Source organism: Methylocystis sp. (assembly GCF_051061225.1).
Classification (GTDB): domain Bacteria; phylum Pseudomonadota; class Alphaproteobacteria; order Rhizobiales; family Beijerinckiaceae; genus Methylocystis.
Genome location: NZ_JBPFEB010000021.1, coordinates 39,497 through 57,126 on the forward strand (window position 1 = coordinate 39,497; position 17,630 = coordinate 57,126).

Genomic DNA, 17,630 nt, shown 5'->3' on the forward strand with positions numbered 1-17,630 from the left:
AAAGCGCCATAGGCCCCGGCCGCCTGCGGCGCGACGGGCCGCAAGCGACCCTCTTGCGCGCCCCACAGGCGCACTGGCGCACGGGGGCCTTTCGGTGATAAGGGACGCGATCAATCTTCGGGCGCCGGCAGAGGCGCGCACAGATTCTTCGTGAAACAGTGCGCGCCGCGCGCCAGACCATTCAGGGACTGAGAATTCAGTGACGAGACACAGAAGCCTCCCGGATTATGCGTCGCGGCGATTCCGCCTCGCCGGCAACGCCCTCCTCGAATTCAACAACCCGTTCTTCGCCCAGATCGACAAGCTGAAAACGGAGTTCGAGGCGCAGGGAACACATTTCGTCAGCTTCGCGAACTACGATTATCTCGGCCTCGCCAACCATCCGCGCATCCGCGAGGAGGCCAAGCGCGAGGTCGACAATCTGGGCATCGGCGCGCTGGCCTCGCGGCTCGTGGGCGGCGAGCGCACCACGCACAAGCAGTTCGAGGCGGAAATCGCCCGATTCATCGGCATGGAGAGCGCGCTGGCGCTCGTCTCCGGCTATCTCGCCAATGTGACGACCATCGCCTATCTGATGAACGGCAAGCGCGACGCCATCTTCATCGACGAACTGGCCCACAACAGCATCGTCTACGGCGCCGAGGGCGCCCCGGCCCATGTGGTGAAGTTCCGCCACAACGACATGGACCATCTGGAGCATCTCCTGGCGCGGCATCGCGAGGAGTATCGCAATGTCCTCGTCGTGGTCGAAGGCGTCTACAGCATGGACGGCGACACGGCCGATCTGCCGCGCCTTCTGGACATCAAGGACAAGCACAAGATCTGGCTGATGGTCGACGAAGCTCATTCGCTGGGCGTGCTCGGCGAGACCGGCCGCGGCCTGGCCGAGCATCAGGGCGTCGATCCGCAGCGCATCGACCTGATCGTCGGCACGCTGTCAAAGAGCCTGGCCTCCTGCGGCGGCTATATCTGCGCGCGCAAGGAAGTGATCGAGTGGTTCCGCTTCACGCTGCCCGGTTTCGTCTATAGCGTGGGCTTCTCGCCCGTGGTGCTGGCGGCGGCGCGCACCGCCCTGCAGCTCATGCAGGAGGAGACCTGGCGCATCGACAAGCTCGCGAAAAACGCCGAGCTGTTCCGTCAGGTCGCGCATGAGAACGGCTTCTCGACCGGCCCCGCCATCGGGCGCGGCGTGGTGCCGATCCTCTTCGAGAGCGATCTCGAAACCATGTGGGCGGCGCGCCACCTGCTTGAAAAAGGCTATTACGTGCCGCCGGTGGTGCGCATCGGCGTGCCCAAGGACGGGCCGCGCCTGCGCTTCTTCTTCTCCGCCAATCACACCGAGGCGGAAATCCGCGGCGTCGTCGCGGCGCTGCGCGAGATTCCGCCGGTGTCCGAGGAGGCCCAGCGCATCGTCGCGGCGGCCATGTCGGGCGCGGCGGCCTGATCATCTTCCCACGCGCGGCCGCGTCACTGTGACGCTTTCCGCGCGTCTCATTTGCAGAATAGGAATTTAGGACATGGCGCGAATCGAAGTCGTACCGGTCGAAGGCCTCTCGCGTTTTACGACCTTTTGCAAACTGCCGCGCCTTCTCTACAAGGGCGCGCCGGGCTTCGCGCCGCCGCTCGACGTCGAGCGCTGGACCCTCTTCGCCCATCTGCTCAATCCGCATTACAAGCTGGTCGAGGACCAGAAATTTCTCGCCCGCCGGGACGGGGAATGGGTTGGGCGCATTTCCGCCCATGTCTACAAGCCGGGCGTCACCCCCGTCGGCGCGAGCCCGGCGCAGTTCGGCGCGCTCGACGCCGTCGACGACATCGAGGTGGTGCGGGCGCTGACGCAGGCCGCCGAGGAGTGGCTGAAGGCCAAGGGCGCGACGCGAATCAATGGCCCCTTCTCGCCGACGATCAACGGCGAATGCGGCATGCTGGTCGAGGGCTTCACGGCGACGCCGATGATCTTCATGCCCTGGCATCCGCCCTATCTGTCGCGCCATCTCGAGGCGCTCGGCTATGGCAAGGCGAAGGACCTCATCTCCTACCGCTTCGCCATCGATTCGGGGCTGCTCGGCGAGAAGCCGCGAATCACCAGCCGCACGGAATGGCAGGCGCGCCTCAAGCTGCGCCAGCTCGACATGGCGACGCTGAAGACCGGCGAGACGGCGCTGATGGAGGATCTGTTCAACGACGGCTGGCGCGACAACTGGGGCTTCGTGCCCTTCACCAAGGCCGAGTTCGACTCCACCGCCGATGCGCTGAAACTCGTCATGCCGCCCGAGTTCGGCGTGGTCGCCGAGCTCGACGGCAAGCCGGTGTCCTTCGTGATCGCGCTGCCGAACCTCTTCGAGATCGTCTCCGATTTCGACGGGCGCCTGTTCCCCTTCGGCCTGCCGAAGCTCATCTCGCGCATGCGCAATCACAAGTTCGACGCGGCGCGCATCGTGCTGCTCGGCACGCGCAAGGCGCTCCAGAACAGCGCCACGGGCGGCGCGGTGCTGCTCGGCATGATCGAGGAAATGCGCCGGCGCGGCGCCTCCGCCTCGGTCAAGCATCTCGAAGCAGGCTGGGTGCTGGAAGACAATATCGCCATGCGCCGGCCGATCGAAATGTTCGGCGGGCAGGTCGACAAGATTCACCGCATTTACGAAAAGCATCTCGGAGCATCGTGATGAACGGCATTTCGGTCACCGCCCAGGGCGCCGACCGCTCGCATGTCGAGCGGCGCCAGCAAATCCTCGAAAAATATCCGCAGGTGCGCGAGCTGTTCGGGAAAGACCCCGTCACCTTCAAGATCACGGCGGGGATTTTTGTCGGGCAGTTTCTGATCGCCGCCTGGCTCGGCTGGCTCGGGCTCTCTTACTGGTGGCTGTCGCTGCTCCTCGCCATTTGCGTGGGCGCCTTCGCCAACCACGCCAATTTCGTCATCATTCATGACGCGATTCACAATTGCGTGTTCGAGAATCCGCTGGCCAACAAATGGACGGCGATTCTGGCGGACCTGCCCAACGCCTTCCCGACCGCGATGGGCTTTCGCTGCTATCACATCAAGCACCATTCGCATCTCTCGGCCTATGATTACGACGCCGATATTCCGAGCGAGTGGGAAGTCGAGTGGGTCGGCAACAGCACGTGGCGCAAGGCGGCCTGGCTCTTCGGCTTCCCCGCGATCCAGCTTGCGCGTCTGGCGCGGCTGAAGGGGACCGTGCCGATCATGGGCAAATGGACCTATATCAACATCGCCGTCATCATCGCCTTCGATCTCTTCATGCTCTGGGCCTTCGGCCCCAACGCGCTGCTGTATCTCTTCTTCTCCTTCTGGTTTTCGGTGGGGGGGCTGCATCCGCTGAGCGCGCGCTGGCTTCAGGAGCATTTCGCCTTCGGACCCGATCAGGGCACCTTCGATTATTACGGGCCGCTCAACACGGTGGCGCTCAACATCGGCTATCACAACGAGCATCACGACTTTCACGAAATTCCGTGGTCCCGGCTGCCGCAACTGAAGGCCATGGCGCCGGAGTTCTACGATGATCTGCGCTGCCACCGCTCCTGGCTGGCGCTGCTCGTCACATTCGTGTTCGATCCCACCTGGTCGCTGGGGACGCGTTCGGAGAATGTCGTGCAGGCGGCCGGCAAAGGCGCGCCTGTCGCGGCGGCGGCGGAGTAGGGACATGACGCAGGAAAGCAGAACCGAAACGCTCGACGCCTCGCCGCGCCTCTTCGAGAGCGATCTTCTCGATAAGATGTCGCGCGTGCATCATCTCACGCCGGTGATCGTCTATACGCCGATCATTCTGGGGCTCATCTTCTATTCGCTGTCCCTCAACGGCGCGGCGCTGGCGCTGCTCGGCCTCGTGATCGGCTATCTCGCCTGGACGCTGACCGAATATTTCGGCCACCGCTATCTGTTCCACACGGTGTTTCCGCTGCCGTTCGGACTTGGGCCGCGCTTCCAGTTCCTGATCCACGGCGTGCATCACATCTACCCCAACGATCCGCTGCGGCTCGTCATGCCGCCGCTGCTCTCGGGTCCGATCATGCTGATCGCGCTGAGCATCATCCGGCTGATCTTCGGCGCGAGCTTCGCCTGGCCGGTGCTGGCGGGTTTCATGGCGGGCTATGTCATTTACGATTGCGTGCATTACTGGACCCATCACGGCCAGCCGACCTCCGAGCTGGGCAAGCTGGTGAAGCGCCTGCACATGCTCCACCACTTCCGCGACGCCGAGAAGGGCTTTGGCGTGCACGCCATCTGGTGGGATTACGTGTTCGGCACGGCCTATCAGAAGGGCGAGACGCCCGGCTCCAGGGCGGTGTGATCAGAGGCCCGGCCCCGCGCCGGGCTTTTTTTTCGCCCAATGCGCCGCGCCCGAGGGGGCAGGGCTATCCCTGCCCGGTTCGCCTGAACCACTCGTCTTCGCTGATCACCTCGATTCCGAGCTCCTGCGCCTTGGCGAGCTTCGAGCCGGCGCCGGGACCGGCCACCACAAGGTCGGTCTTCTTCGAGACAGACGCGGCCACTTTCGCGCCGAACCGATCGGCCTGCGCCTTGGCTTCGTCGCGTGTCAGACGCTCCAGCGAACCCGTGAAGACGACAGTCTTGCCGGCGACTGGCGAAGTTGACGCGATCTCGGGCATGGGCTCCAGGGTGACCTGCGCCAGAAGCGCGTCGAGTTCCTTCTCATTGTGCGGCTCGGCGAAGAAATCATGCAGCGCCTCGGCGACCGCCGGGCCGATCCCGTCGATGCAGTCGATGCGCGCGCGCGCTTCCGTGCCCGGCGCAGCCTCGCGCGCGGTCTCGCGCAATTGCTCGAAATCACCGAAATGGCGGGCGAGGCGGCGGGCGTTGGTCTCTCCGATATGGCGAATGCCGAGCGCGAACAGGAAACGGTTGATCGCGATGACCCGCCGCGCCTCGATCGCCGCGAAGAGATTGCGCGTCGAGGTTTCCCCGAAACCCTCGCGGTTCTTGATCTTTGTCAGGCTCTTGCGGTCGCGTTCCTCGAGCGTGAAAATATCCGAGGGGGTGCGGATCAGGCCCTGTTCGTAGAAATATTCGATCTGCTTATCGCCAAGCCCCTCGATGTCGAGGGCGTTGCGCGAGGCGAAATGCTTCAGCCGCTCCACCGCCTGCGCCGGGCAGATGAGCGAGCCGGTGCAGCGGCGCACGACATCGGCTTCGCCGGTCTTCTCGTCGATCTCGCGCAGCGCCGCCGAGCCGCAGACCGGGCAGACATGCGGGAACGAATAGGGCTTCGCGTGGGCGGGCCGCTTCCCGGCCACGACCTCCACGACCTGCGGAATGACGTCGCCCGCCCGCTGCACCACGACCGTGTCGCCGATGCGAATGTCCTTGCGCGCGATCTCGTCTTCGTTGTGCAGGGTGGCGTTGGAGACCACGACGCCGCCGACCGTCACCGGCTCCAGCCGCGCCACCGGCGTCAGCGCCCCGGTGCGGCCGACCTGAATCTCGATGTCGCGCAATATGGTCGTCGCGCGTTCGGCGGGGAATTTATGCGCCACCGCCCAGCGCGGCGCGCGCGAGACGAAGCCCAGCCGCTCCTGAAGGGCGATGTCGTCCACCTTGTAGACGACGCCGTCGATGTCATAGCCCAGCGTCGCGCGGTCGGCCTCGATGGCGTGATAATGCGCGAGCATCTCCGCGACGCTCGCGCAGAGCTTCGTGCGCGGATTTACCTTGAGCCCATAGGCCCTGAACGCCTCCAGCACGCCCCATTGCGTTTTCGCGGGCAAGGCGCTGACCTCGCCCCAGCCATAGGCGAAGAAATGCAGCGGCCGCGACGCCGTGATCGACGGATCGAGCTGGCGCAGCGAGCCGGCGGCGGCGTTGCGCGGATTGGCGAAGACCGGCTTGCCCGCCTCCTGCTGGCGCAGGTTGAGCGCGGCGAAATCGGCGTGGGTCATATAGACTTCGCCGCGCACCTCGAGCACGTCGGGCGCGCCGTCGTGCAGCCTTTGCGGAACTTCCTTCAGCGTGCGGATGTTGGCGGTGACGTCCTCGCCCTCGAACCCGTCGCCGCGCGTCGCCGCCTGCGCGAGCCGGCCCCTCTCATAGCGCAGCGAACAGGAGAGGCCGTCGATTTTCGGTTCGGCGGTGCAGGCGACAACCACGCTTTCGGAGAGTCCCAGAAACCGGCGCACGCGGCCGACGAAATCCTCGACCTCCTCCTCGTCAAAGACGTTGCCGAGCGAGAGCATCGGCACGGCGTGCCTGACCTTGGCGAATTTCTCGCTGGGCTTGGCCCCGACCTTTTTGGTGAGCGACTCAGGCGTCGCCAGTTCGGGGAAGGACTTTTCCAGCGCCTCGTAGCGGCGGCGCAGGGCGTCGTAGTCCGCGTCTGAGATGACGGGCGCGTCGTCCTGATAATAGCGACGGTCGTGGCTGGCGATCTCCTCGCCGAGCCGTGCATGTTCGGCGCGGGCGTCGGCGGGCGACAGGTCTTCAAGAGGGAGGGTTTTGGATCTTTTGGTCATGCGACAAGGAAGGCCCGAGCCGTCATGGAGAGAGCAAGCGCAATCTCGAAAGCCTGCGGCGGCTTGCCCCTCACCCCAGCCCTCTCCCCGCGCGCGGGGAGAGGGGGAAGCGGTTCATTCCCTCTCCCCGCTTGCGGGGAGAGGGTCAGGGTGAGGGGCAAGGCCGCGTCCATGACCTTCCGATCGGCTTGTCTCGCAAGTGACGACACAAAGAAAGCGAGGCGCGCAGCCTATCGCGTTCCGCCTGTCTCCGCGAGACCTCAGGCGGCCTCTGGCGCGGCTCCGACGAGTCTGCGGGCTTCCTGCGCGCTGATCGGCCGGCCGAAGGCGTAGCCCTGCGCATAGCTGCAACCGAGCTGATAGAGCTCGATGGCGTCGGCCTCCGTCTCGGCGCCCTCGGCGACGACGTCCATGCCGAGGTCCTGGGCCAAAGCGATCAGCGAGCGCAGGATCACCGGGCGCGCGCCCTTGCCGCTCTGCTTCACGAAAGCGCGGTCGATCTTGATCGTGTCGAAGGGGAAGCGCTGGAGATAGGCGAGCGAGGAATAGCCCGTGCCGAAATTGTCGATCACGAGGCCGGCGCCGAGCTCCTTCACGCGCGCCAGCATCTGCGCCGCATATTCCGGGTTCTCCATCACCAGCCCCTCGGACAGCTCCAGCTTGAGGCTGCCCTTGGTGACATTGTGGCGCAGCAGCACGCTCTTCACGTCGCGCAGCAGATCATGCCGCAGCAATTGCCGCGACGAGACATTGACCGAGGCGAAGATCGGCGGATCGACGGCGAGCGCCCGCTGCCAGGCGGCGAGTTCGCGGGCGGTGCGCTCCAGCGCCAGCAGGCCGAAATCGATGACGAGCCCCGTCTGCTCGGCGACCGGCATGAACTGCGCCGGCTCCAGACGGCCGAGACGCGGGTGATCCCAGCGCAGCAGCGACTCGAAGCCGGCGATGGTGCGATCCTCCAGCCGCACGATCGGCTGGAAGAAGACCTTCACCTCGCCGCGCTCCAGCGCCCGGCGCATGTCCGCCTCCAGCGTCACCCGGTCGGAGCGCTGCACGCGCATGGAGGGACGGAAGACCTCGATGCGGTTGCCGCCGGTGCGCTTGGCGAAACGCATGGCGATTTCGGCGTCCTCCAGCATGTCGGTCGCGCCGGGGTGCATCTGCTGGTCGTGGAGCGCGATGCCGATGGAGGCGAAGAGCGCGATTTCCCGGTCGGTGAAGCGTACGGGCGTCGCCAGCGAGCGGCGCACGGAATCCGCCAGCGAGATCACGTGATCGGGATGCGTTTCGGAAACAAGAATGATCGCGAAGGTGTCGCCGTTGAGCCGCGCCAGCGTGTCCTGCGGCTGCAGGAGGCGGGTGAGGCGGTGCGCCACCGTGAGCAGAATGCTGTCGCCCATGGCGATGCCGACCTGCTCGTTGATCTGCTTGAAGCGGTCGATGTCGATGACGAGCACGGTCGGGCGCACGTCCTTTTCCGTGCGCGCGAACACCAGAGCCGCCTCCAGCCGGTCGAAGAACAGCTCCCGGTTCGGCAGGCCGGTCAGATTGTCGTGGACGGCGTCATGCAGCAGCCGCTCCTGCGCGTTGCGCTCGTCGGTGACGTCGGTGAGCGTGCCGACGACGCGGATCACCTCGCCGTCCGGCCCCACCACAGGCCGCGCCCGAAGCCGGTAGCAGAGGTAATGCCCATCCGCGCCGCGCAGGCGGAACTCCTGATTGATCCGGCCCCGGCGCTGCTCGAGCAGCGCGTCGAGACAGGCGCGGTAGCGGTCCTGCTCGAAGGGATGAAGCAGGTCGAGCCAGGAGGAGGCCGCGCCCTCCAGCCCGCCGCGATCGAGTCCCAGCGCCGCCTCCGCCTCCGGGCTCACATAGATATGGTCGGCCGGAACGTCCCAGTCGAAAACGATCTCATTGGCGCCGGTCATGGCCAGCGCCTTGCGCTCCACGTCGCTGATCGCCCCATGTGACAGGCCGCCCGTCGCAAAGGCGTTCTGCATCACGGTAAAGCCGATCAGCATGACGATGAGCACCAGGCCGCCGACCAGCGCCGGCGAGACGAGATCGTTCGTCATCCAGCCCGCCACCGCGAAGCCCGCCGTCGCCACCCAGACGACCAGCAGGAACCAGGTGGGGATCAGCATGATCGCCCGCTCGAAGCCGTGCGAGGCGAGATAGAGCACCAGCACGAAGCCCACGACCGCGATGGTCGCGAGCGAGATGCGAGCGACGCCCGCCGCCACCGGGGCGTCGAACATGGCGAGGCCGATCAGATCGGCCAGAATGAACAGCCACAGCGCCGCCACATGCCAGGCGCGCACATGCCAGCGGTTGAGATTGAGATAGGCGAAGAGGAAGACGACCAGCGTCGCCGACAGAACGGTCTCGGCCCCCGCGCGCCAGATGCGGTCGGTATTGGCGTCCGAGCCGAAGATCTTGTCCCAGAAGCCGAAGTCGATGCAGACATAGGCGAGCACCGCCCAGGCCAGGGCGGCGGCGGCGGGGAAGATCACCGCCCCCTTGACCACGAAGACGATGGTGAGGAACAGCGCCAGCAGGCCGGCGATGCCGATGACGATGCCCTTGTAGAGGGTCAGGCTCGTCACCTTGTCCTTGTAGGCCTCCGGCTCCCACAGATAGAGCTGGGGGAGGTTCGGCGTGCGCAGCTCGGCGACATAGGTGACGGTCGTGCCGGGATCGAGGGTGAGGCGGAAGACGTCGGCGTCGGCGGAATCCTCCGCCTCGGGCGGAAAGCCCTGGCTGGCGGTGATGGCCGAGATGCGGGTGGAGCCGAGATCGGGCCAGATCACGCCCGAGCCCTGGAGCCGGAAATGCGGGGCGACGAGCAGACGCTCGATCTGTTCGTCGGTGTCGTTGGTGAGCGCGAAGACGATCCAGTTCGGGCGGCTGCCGGCCTCGCGGGCGCCGACTTCGATGCGCCGCACAATGCCGTCCGACCCCGGCGCCGTGGAGACCTGCAGCCTGTCGCTCTGGGACGAGTGGTTTTCGACGACATGGGTCAGATCGATCGCCCGGGCGCCCTGCGGCACGCGCACCGACTCCACGGAAAGCGCCGCGGTCGTCGAGACCAGAAGGGCGAAAAGGGCGATCAGAAGCTTCAGGAGACGCACATTCTCTTCTCGGCTGCGGGCCCAAACGGCGAGCGCTCTTCTCGGTCGAGCGGCTGTTCTCTATTGTCTGATCGCGGCCAGGGCGCGACGATCGCGGGGCAAAAAGTAAGCCCAAGGCGGGCCCGGAACCGGAACTCCTTGGTTATTCAGGCGAAACCCTGCCCATCAGGCGCGACGCCGGGCGAGCGGCGCTCTAGATCACTAGAGCTTCCCGGCCTGTTCTGCAAGCCGATTCAACTCGAGGCAAAATGCGGTATGGTCTTTGCGTCCGAAGGTCCGCAGCGCTTGCGAAGGGCAGGGGCCGCCAATATACGCTCTGGGATGTCAGTAGCGCGGCGCGCGCGGATTTCCGATAAGGGTGAACAGCGATTCTCGCGACGGCCCGATCGCGGGCGTCGCGGCGTGGATGGGAATGGATCGGATGCGTAGCGCCCTCGGCGGCCCCCGCCTTTTGCTGCGCCGCCTGCGCGAAATCAGCGCGGAGTCGGTGAGCGCGCAGGGGCGTCTCGACAAGATCGTGGTGCAGATCGCCGCCAATATGGTCGCGGAGGTCTGTTCGGTTTACGTTTTGCGCGCCGATCAGCGGCTCGAGCTCTACGCCACCGAAGGCCTCAACCGCGAGGCCGTCCATCAGACCACCATGCACGCCGGCGAGGGCCTCGTCGGCCTCATCGCCCGCAGCGCGGAGCCGCTCGCCCTCTCCGAGGCGCAGGACCACCCCGCCTTCGCCTACAAGCCGGAGACGGGCGAAGAGGCCTATCACTCCTTCCTCGGCGTGCCGATCCTGCGCGGCGGCTCGACGCTCGGCGTCCTCGTCGTTCAGAACAAGGTGCGCCGCGTCTATTCCGAGGAGGAGGTCGAGGCGCTCCAGACGACGGCGATGCTCCTCGCCGAACTCATCGCCTCGGGCGAATTGCAGGCGATCCAGGACCCGCGCGACCTCGCCCTCTACCGGCCCGCGATCCTCAAGGGGGCGCCCATGTGCGACGGCGTCGGGCTCGGCCATGTGCTGCTGCACGAGCCGCGCGTCGTCGTGAAGCAGCTCGTCGCCGAGGATCTCTCGCGCGAACTCACCCGCCTGGAGCAGGCGGTCGACGCCATGCGCGCCTCCATCGACGAGCTGGTCGCCCATGGCGACCGCATGGGCGCGGGCGAGCATCGCGACGTGCTCGAAACCGTCCGCATGGTCGCCTATGACCGGGGCTGGGTGCGCCGGCTGCGGGAGGCGGTGAAATCGGGTCTCACCGCCGAGGCCGCGGTGGAGCGCGTGCAGAGCGACGCCCGCGCGCGCATGCAGCGCCAGACCGACCCCTATCTGCGCGACCGGCTGCATGATCTCGACGACATCGCCAACCGGCTGCTGCATCAGCTCACTGGCCAGAGCTACGTGGCCGACCGCGACAGCGTGCCGGACAACGCCATCATCGTGGCCCGCACCATGGGTCCGGCGGCGCTGCTCGATTACGACCGCGCGCGGCTGCGCGGGCTGGTGCTGGAGGAAGGCGGGCCGTCGAGCCATGTCGCCATCGTGGCGCGCGCGCTCGGCATCGCCACGGTCGGCCTCGTGCCGGGCCTCATCGACGTCGTGGAGACGGGCGATCCGATCATCATCGACGGCTCGACCGGCGAGGTGCATGTGCGCCCGCAGCCGGACGTGCAGAACGCCTATGCCGAGAAGGCGCGGCTGCGCGCCCGCCGGCAGGAGCAATACGCAAGCCTGAAGGATGTGCCCGCCGTCACCAGGGACGGCGTCGAGATCGCATTGCACATGAACGCGGGGCTCGCCATCGACGTGCCGCATGTGCACGACACGGGCGCGGCGTCGATCGGCCTGTTCCGCACCGAGCTGCAATTCATGCTGGCGCCGCGCTTTCCGCGCATGGACGAGCAGTTTCGCTTCTACAGGGGCGTGTTCGACGCCGTGCCCAACCGGCCGGTGACCTTCCGCACGCTCGACATCGGCTCCGACAAGATCCTCCCCTACATGGCGAAGATCGACGAGGAAAATCCCGCGCTGGGCTGGCGCGCGATTCGCATCGGCCTCGACCGGCCGGGGCTGCTGCGCATGCAGCTTCGCGCCATGTTGAAGGCGGGCGCCGGGCGCGATTTGCGCATCATGTTCCCCATGATCGCCAATGTGTCGGAGTTCGAGGCGGCCAAGGCCATCGCCCTGCGCGAGCTGGAGCATCTGCGCCGGCACGCCTACGAGGAGCCGAAGACCCTGAAGCTCGGCGCGATGGTGGAGGTGCCGTCGCTCCTGTGGGAACTCGACCTCATCGCCGAGCGCGCGGACTTCCTCTCGGTCGGCTCCAACGACCTCGTGCAATACATGTATGCCGCGGACCGCGACAATACGCGCGTCTCCAAGCGCTACGACAATCTCTCTCCGCCCGTGCTGCGCGCGCTGCAGCGCGTCGCCGCCGCCGGCCGGCGCGCCGGCACGCCGGTCACGCTGTGCGGCGAGATGGGCGGTCGCCCGCTCGAGGCGCTCGGCCTGCTCGCCGTCGGCTATCGCTCGCTGTCGATGTCGCCCTCGTCGATCGGCCCTGTGAAGTCGATGATCCTCGGTCTCGATCTCGACGAAACGCAGGATTACATGGCCGAGCTGCTCGGGGCCAATGACGGCGCGCCGTCCATTCGCGAGAAGCTGCGCGACTTCGCGCTGGCGCGCGGCGTGCCGCTGTAGCGACGCCCTGCAAGAAATGCCCTGCAAGAAATCGCCTGCAAGAAACGCGCGCTCCCCCATCAGATTCCGACGAAGTCCACGATGTTCGCACAAGACAAGCTCGATCTCATTTTGCGTCGCTATGACGAAATCGGCGACAGGCTGTCGAGCGGCGCCGATGGGCAATCCTTCGTCGCGCTGTCGCGCGAACGCGCGACGCTCGACGAGGTGGTGGAGGCGATCCGCGCCTGGCGCCACGCCGAGCGCGAGGCGACGGACATCGACGCCATGCTCGCCGACGCCTCGCTCGACGCCGAGATGCGCGCGCTGGCCGAAGCCGAGGTCGGCGCGGCGCGGGAGCGGCTCGGCGCCGCTGAACAGGCGCTGCGGCTGGCCCTGCTGCCGAAGGACGAGGCCGACGAAAAGGGCGTCATTCTCGAAGTGCGCGCCGGGACGGGCGGCGACGAGGCGGCGCTGTTCGCGGGCGATCTCTTCCGCGCCTACCAGAAATACGCCGCGCTGAAAGGCTGGCGCGTCGAACTCGTCTCCGAGAGCCCCGGCGCGCTCGGCGGATTCAAGGAAATCGTCGCGGAAATTCAGGGGCGCGGCGTCTATGGGCGGCTCAAGTTCGAATCCGGCGTGCATCGCGTCCAGCGCGTGCCCGAGACGGAGACGCAGGGGCGCATTCACACCTCCGCCGCCACGGTCGCCGTGCTGCCGCAGGCCGAGGAGGTGGACGTCGACATCGACGACAAGGACCTCAACATCGAAACCATGCGCGCGGGCGGCGCGGGCGGGCAGCACGTCAACAAGACGGAATCGGCCATCCGCATCACCCATATTCCGTCCGGCATCGTCGTGATGATGCAGGAGGAGCGCTCCCAGCACCGCAACCGCGCGAAGGCGATGGCCGTGCTGCGCTCGCGCCTCTACGACGCCGAGCGCCAGCGTCTCGATCAGGAGCGCTCGGCCGACCGCAAGAGCCAGGTCGGCTCGGGCGACCGCTCGGAACGCATCCGCACCTATAATTTCCCGCAGGGGCGCGTCACGGATCACCGCATCAATCTGACGCTCTACAAGCTCGACCGCGTGATGGAGGGCGAATTCGACGAAATCATCGACGGCCTCCTCACCGACCATCAGCAGAAGCTGCTGGCGCAGAGCGACGCCTGACGCGCGCCCGGCCCGGACGCCGCAATGTGTCCGGGCGCACAAACAGCGTAGCTTAAGATCGGTAGTCTCTCCTCATTCGCTCACGGGCTGCCCGGGCGAACACACCAAAAGGAGAGACTGTCATGTCGAAGAAGATCGCCGCCGCCGCCGCTTTCGCCGCCGCCCTGTCGGGCGCCACGATCCTCGGCGCCGCCCCTGCCGCCGCCATGAGCGATGGCGAGACCGCCGCAATTGGCCTCGGCGCCTTCGCCGTGGGGGCGGTCGCGAGCGGCGCCATGTCGGGGGGCTACCACCAGCACGAGGTCGTTTACCGCGACTGCTATTCCGCCCGCCGTCCGGTCTATAACCACTGGGGCGATGTCGTCGGCTTCCGCCGTGTCCGCTATTGCGACTGACGCCGGCCATCGGGCGCCGCCGACGAACGGGCAGCGGCGGCGCTTGCGTGTTTCATGAGCGACCGCTATGAAGGAGCAGCGCTCCGTGGGAGTCCGCTGGCGCAGCCCCGTTCGGGGGCGCCACGCCAGTCGGGCCAGCGGCTTTCCAGGATGGGCTGACGTCTCTCACGTCGCCAGCGGCCCCAGGCCGGCTGCGACGCATACTCGCCGCCGCAAGGCGTCGCGAAAGGTTTTTTGACGATCTCATGGCCAAGCCCATGATCAGCGTAGCAACGACGGCCCCCGTCGCCCGGCGCCCCCGCGCGATGTGGTCCCGATTCGTCGCCGCGCGTCCGGGCGCGCGCCTTGGCGTTCGCGCCATTGGCGATCATCGCGTCACCGGCGATCATCGTTCCATGGACCGTCATCGTATCGGGCTCTCCACCCCGGCGTCGGGCTTCGGCCCGTCTCCGGCGTCAAGCCCAGCCTCTCTGTGGGCCGGCCCGCGCGCCGGCCAGAGCGTTACAGGCCTCCGGCCTTTCCCACTTTCTCCGACAACACGCGTTTGCGCCCCCAGGCCATGCCGATCCGCCGCCGCGTCCCCATGGGGACGGCGGCGCGCCCCGCCGGCCGCCGAGCGCACGCTCCAAAGAGTCCCACATGGCCAACAAAATGCTCATCGACGCCTCCCACCCGGAGGAAACCCGGGTGGTGGTGCTTCGCGGTAACCGCGTCCAGGAATTCGACTTCGAGGCGGCCGACAAGAAACCCCTGCGCGGCAATATCTATCTGGCCAAGGTCACGCGGGTGGAGCCCTCGTTGCAGGCCGCCTTCGTCGACTATGGCGGCAATCGCCACGGGTTTCTGGCCTTCGCCGAAATTCATCCCGATTACTATCAGATCCCCGTCGCCGACCGGCAGGCGCTGCTCGAGGAAGAGAGCCGCGCCCATCGTCAGGACGAGGAGGAGGAGCATCGTCCGCACGGCGGCCGCCGCCGCTCCCGCCGCCGCCAGCAGGAGGCCGCGGAAAAGCGCGCCAGCGGCGACGAGACGCTGACGAGCGAGGCGGTCGACATCGAGGCGCTGATCGAGGCCGCCGAGGGCATTCTGAGCGGCGAGGCTGAAGCCGCCGAAGCGCAGGCCGCCGAGGCGGTTGCGCCCGAGGACCTCGCGCCGACGGACGTCGAGGTGGAGGCCGAAGCGGTCGAGTCCGTCGCGGCCGACGAGGCGGAGGAACTCGGGACGCCGGCCGGGGAGGAGCCTCACCACACGATTTCGGTCGATCCCTCGGGCTTCGGCTCGGTGGAGGAGGGCGCGCCCGCGGAATTCGAGGATGAGACGCCCGCTCCCGACCATGAGCTGAAAGCGCGCCGTCAGGACGAGCGCGACGAGGAGCGCGAGCGCGCCCGCGAGGAGGCGGAAGAGGGGGCCGAGGCCGGCGCCCAGGACGCCGTCGAGGGCGAGGCCCTGGAGGCCCGCGCGCCGCGCGAGGAAAATGGCGAAGACGACCACGACGACGAAGAGCACGACGAGGAAGAGCACGTCGAGCACATCGGCGGCGACGCCATGGACGAGGCGCCCTTCCGCGTCTCCCGCCCGCGCCGTCAGTACAAGATTCAGGAAGTCATCAAGCGCCGTCAGGTTCTGCTGGTTCAGGTCGTCAAGGAGGAGCGCGGCAACAAGGGCGCGGCGCTGACCACCTATCTGTCCCTCGCCGGCCGCTATTCGGTGCTCATGCCCAATACGGCGCGCGGCGGGGGCATCTCCCGCAAGATCACCGACGGCGCCGATCGCAAGCGCCTCAAGGAGATCGTCCACGACCTCGAAGTGCCGGAGGGGATGGGCGTCATCCTGCGCACGGCGGGCGCGACGCGCACCAAGGCCGAGGTCAAGCGCGATTTCGAATATCTGCTGCGCCTGTGGGAGAGCGTGCGCGAGCTGACGCTGCGCTCCAGCGCGCCGATGCTCGTCTATGAAGAGGGCTCGCTGATCAAGCGCGCCATCCGCGATCTCTACGGCCGCGACGTGGAGGAGATCGTCGTTTCGGGCGACGACGCCTATCGCGAGGCCAAGGACTTCATGCGCATGCTCATGCCGAGCCATGCGAAAAACGTGAAGCTGCACCGCGAAGAGGCGCCGATCTTCGCTGAGTCCGGGGTCGAGGCCCAGCTCGACGCGATGTTCTCCAATCACGTCACGCTGAAGTCGGGCGGCTATCTCGTCATCAACCAGACCGAGGCGCTGGTCGCCATCGACGTGAACTCGGGCCGCTCCACCCGCGAGCACAATATCGAGGACACGGCGCTGCGCACCAATCTGGAGGCGGCGGACGAAGTCGCCCGCCAGTTGCGCCTGCGCGATCTCGCCGGCCTCATCGTGGTCGATTTCATCGACATGGAGGAGAGCCGCAACAATCGCGCCGTCGAGCGCCGGCTGAAGGACGCGCTGAAGAACGACCGCGCCCGCATCCAGGTTGGCCGCATCTCGCACTTCGGCCTGCTGGAAATGTCGCGTCAGCGCATCCGCGCCGGCGTCGTCGAAGGGTCGACCGTGCCCTGCCCGCATTGCGCGGGCGCCGGCCATGTGCGCTCCACCGCCTCCATCGCGCTGCATGTGCTGCGCGTGCTGGAGGAGGCGCTGATCAAGAGCGCGGCGCATGACGTCACCCTGCGCACGCGGGGCGTCGTCGCGCTCTACATCCTCAACCAGAAGCGCGCGCATCTCCATTCGCTGGAGACCCGCTTCGGCGTCCACATCACGGTGGCCGCCGACGACACGCTGACCGGCGCCAATTATCACGCGCTGGAGCGCGGCGAGCTGGCGAGCGGGCCGCGCGTGGCCACGGCCCCGGCGCCGCTGCGCGTCGATTCCATCCGCGCCGAGCCGCTCGACGAGGAGATCCTCGAAGAGGAGGCGCTGGAGGAGGAAGAGGCCGCCGCCGGCGGGGAGGAGCCGCGGGCCGAGAGGCGCCGCGAAGGCCGGGAGCCCCGCGAAGGCCGCGAGAGCCGCGAAGGCAGGGAGAGCCGCGAGCGCGCGGCCACGGCCGATGATGGCGATGAGGGCGCGTCGCGCTCGCGTCGCCGGCGTCGTCGGCGCGGCAGGGGCGGTTCGAATGGCGAGACGATTTTCGCGCCGGGCGCGGAGCAGCCCTCCGACGAGGGGCTCGCGCTGATGGCGGCGATCGAAGGGTCGCCCGCCCCCGTCGAGGGGCGCGAGGAGCGTCCGCCGCGCGGCCGTGGACGCGGACCCGGACGCTGGCGGCGTTCGGCGCCGCTGCCGGAGGAGTTCCGCGATCCGACCGCGCTGTTCCCGCTCGACGAGGGCGCCCAGGACGCGGCGGCGCATGTCTCGCCGCAGGAGGCGCATATGCCCGAGCCGGCGAGCCCCGCGCCCGCCGCCGAGGCTGGCGCGCCGGAGACGGCGCCTGAAGCGACCCCTGCGTTGCCCTTCGTCGTGACGGCGGAAGCGACGGCGCCGGAAGCCGCCGCGCCGGCCGAAGCGGCGCCCGCGCCGGTCGTCAGCGAGACGCCGGTGAGCGCCGAAGCAGCCATCGTCGCGCTGGAGCCCGACGTCGCCGAGCCCGAGGCCGCGACCGAGCCGCCGCAGGACTCGAGCGAGGTCGTCATCACCCGCGCCGATCCGGCCGCGCCGAAAAAGGGCGGCTGGTGGCAGCGCCGGGCGCCGTCGGGGGAGTGACCCCCTCCCCAACCCTCCCCCGCTTCGCGGGAGAGGGGACAGGCCACCGCCTTCATCCAGAGCGCTGATCGTGAACGTCCCCTCTCCCGCGCGAGCGGGGGA

The 17,630-nt window shown here is 67.5% G+C and carries 10 protein-coding genes; 8 read left to right on the forward strand and 2 right to left on the reverse strand.

Annotation, left to right across the window (positions count from 1 at the left end):
* The first annotated feature begins 199 nt into the window (after positions 1 to 199).
* The 4 genes from ACR652_RS04175 to ACR652_RS04190 all read left to right on the forward strand — a co-directional run bounded on the left by ACR652_RS04175 (position 200) and on the right by ACR652_RS04190 (position 4,313).
* On the forward strand, positions 200 to 1,444 hold the full coding sequence (locus ACR652_RS04175; RefSeq protein ID WP_434505262.1) for an aminotransferase class I/II-fold pyridoxal phosphate-dependent enzyme: 1,245 nt from the start codon (positions 200 to 202) through the stop codon (positions 1,442 to 1,444).
* A 73-nt stretch (positions 1,445 to 1,517) separates the two neighbouring features.
* A complete protein-coding gene (locus tag ACR652_RS04180; protein WP_434505263.1) occupies positions 1,518 to 2,666 on the forward strand; it encodes a hypothetical protein in 1,149 nt (382 codons plus the stop codon).
* Positions 2,666 to 3,661 carry a fatty acid desaturase gene (locus ACR652_RS04185; protein ID WP_434505264.1) on the forward strand — a complete coding sequence of 332 codons (996 nt, stop codon included), beginning with the start codon at positions 2,666 to 2,668 and terminating at the stop codon, positions 3,659 to 3,661. Before ACR652_RS04180 ends, ACR652_RS04185 begins: the two co-directional genes overlap by 1 nt.
* A gap of 4 nt (positions 3,662 to 3,665) precedes the next feature.
* A complete protein-coding gene (locus ACR652_RS04190; RefSeq protein ID WP_434505265.1) occupies positions 3,666 to 4,313 on the forward strand; it encodes a sterol desaturase family protein in 648 nt (215 codons plus the stop codon).
* A 64-nt stretch (positions 4,314 to 4,377) separates the two neighbouring features.
* Here ACR652_RS04190 and ligA read toward each other — a convergent pair whose 3' ends face one another.
* Together ligA and ACR652_RS04200 are read right to left on the reverse strand one after the other, a co-directional pair.
* Entirely contained in the window at positions 4,378 to 6,489 is a 2,112-nt protein-coding gene (gene ligA, locus ACR652_RS04195; RefSeq protein WP_434505266.1) for an NAD-dependent DNA ligase LigA, read from the reverse strand.
* 260 nt (positions 6,490 to 6,749) lie between these two features.
* Positions 6,750 to 9,620, reverse strand: coding sequence for an EAL domain-containing protein (locus tag ACR652_RS04200; protein ID WP_434505267.1), 2,871 nt, complete (start codon positions 9,618 to 9,620; stop codon positions 6,750 to 6,752).
* A 421-nt stretch (positions 9,621 to 10,041) separates the two neighbouring features.
* Here ACR652_RS04200 and ptsP point away from each other — a divergent pair, with 421 nt between their 5' ends.
* From ptsP to ACR652_RS04220, 4 genes are all read left to right on the forward strand, one after another.
* Complete coding sequence (gene ptsP / locus ACR652_RS04205; protein WP_434505268.1) at positions 10,042 to 12,306, forward strand: phosphoenolpyruvate--protein phosphotransferase; 2,265 nt, start codon at positions 10,042 to 10,044, stop codon at positions 12,304 to 12,306.
* A gap of 81 nt (positions 12,307 to 12,387) precedes the next feature.
* Positions 12,388 to 13,458 (forward strand): peptide chain release factor 1, encoded by a 1,071-nt coding sequence (gene prfA / locus ACR652_RS04210; protein WP_434505269.1) that lies wholly within the window; start codon positions 12,388 to 12,390, stop codon positions 13,456 to 13,458.
* A 122-nt stretch (positions 13,459 to 13,580) separates the two neighbouring features.
* Positions 13,581 to 13,853, forward strand: a complete 273-nt coding sequence (locus tag ACR652_RS04215) for a hypothetical protein (RefSeq protein WP_434505270.1) — start codon at positions 13,581 to 13,583, stop codon at positions 13,851 to 13,853.
* A gap of 639 nt (positions 13,854 to 14,492) precedes the next feature.
* Positions 14,493 to 17,528 carry an Rne/Rng family ribonuclease gene (locus tag ACR652_RS04220; protein WP_434505271.1) on the forward strand — a complete coding sequence of 1,012 codons (3,036 nt, stop codon included), beginning with the start codon at positions 14,493 to 14,495 and terminating at the stop codon, positions 17,526 to 17,528.
* The last annotated feature ends 102 nt before the right edge of the window (positions 17,529 to 17,630 follow it).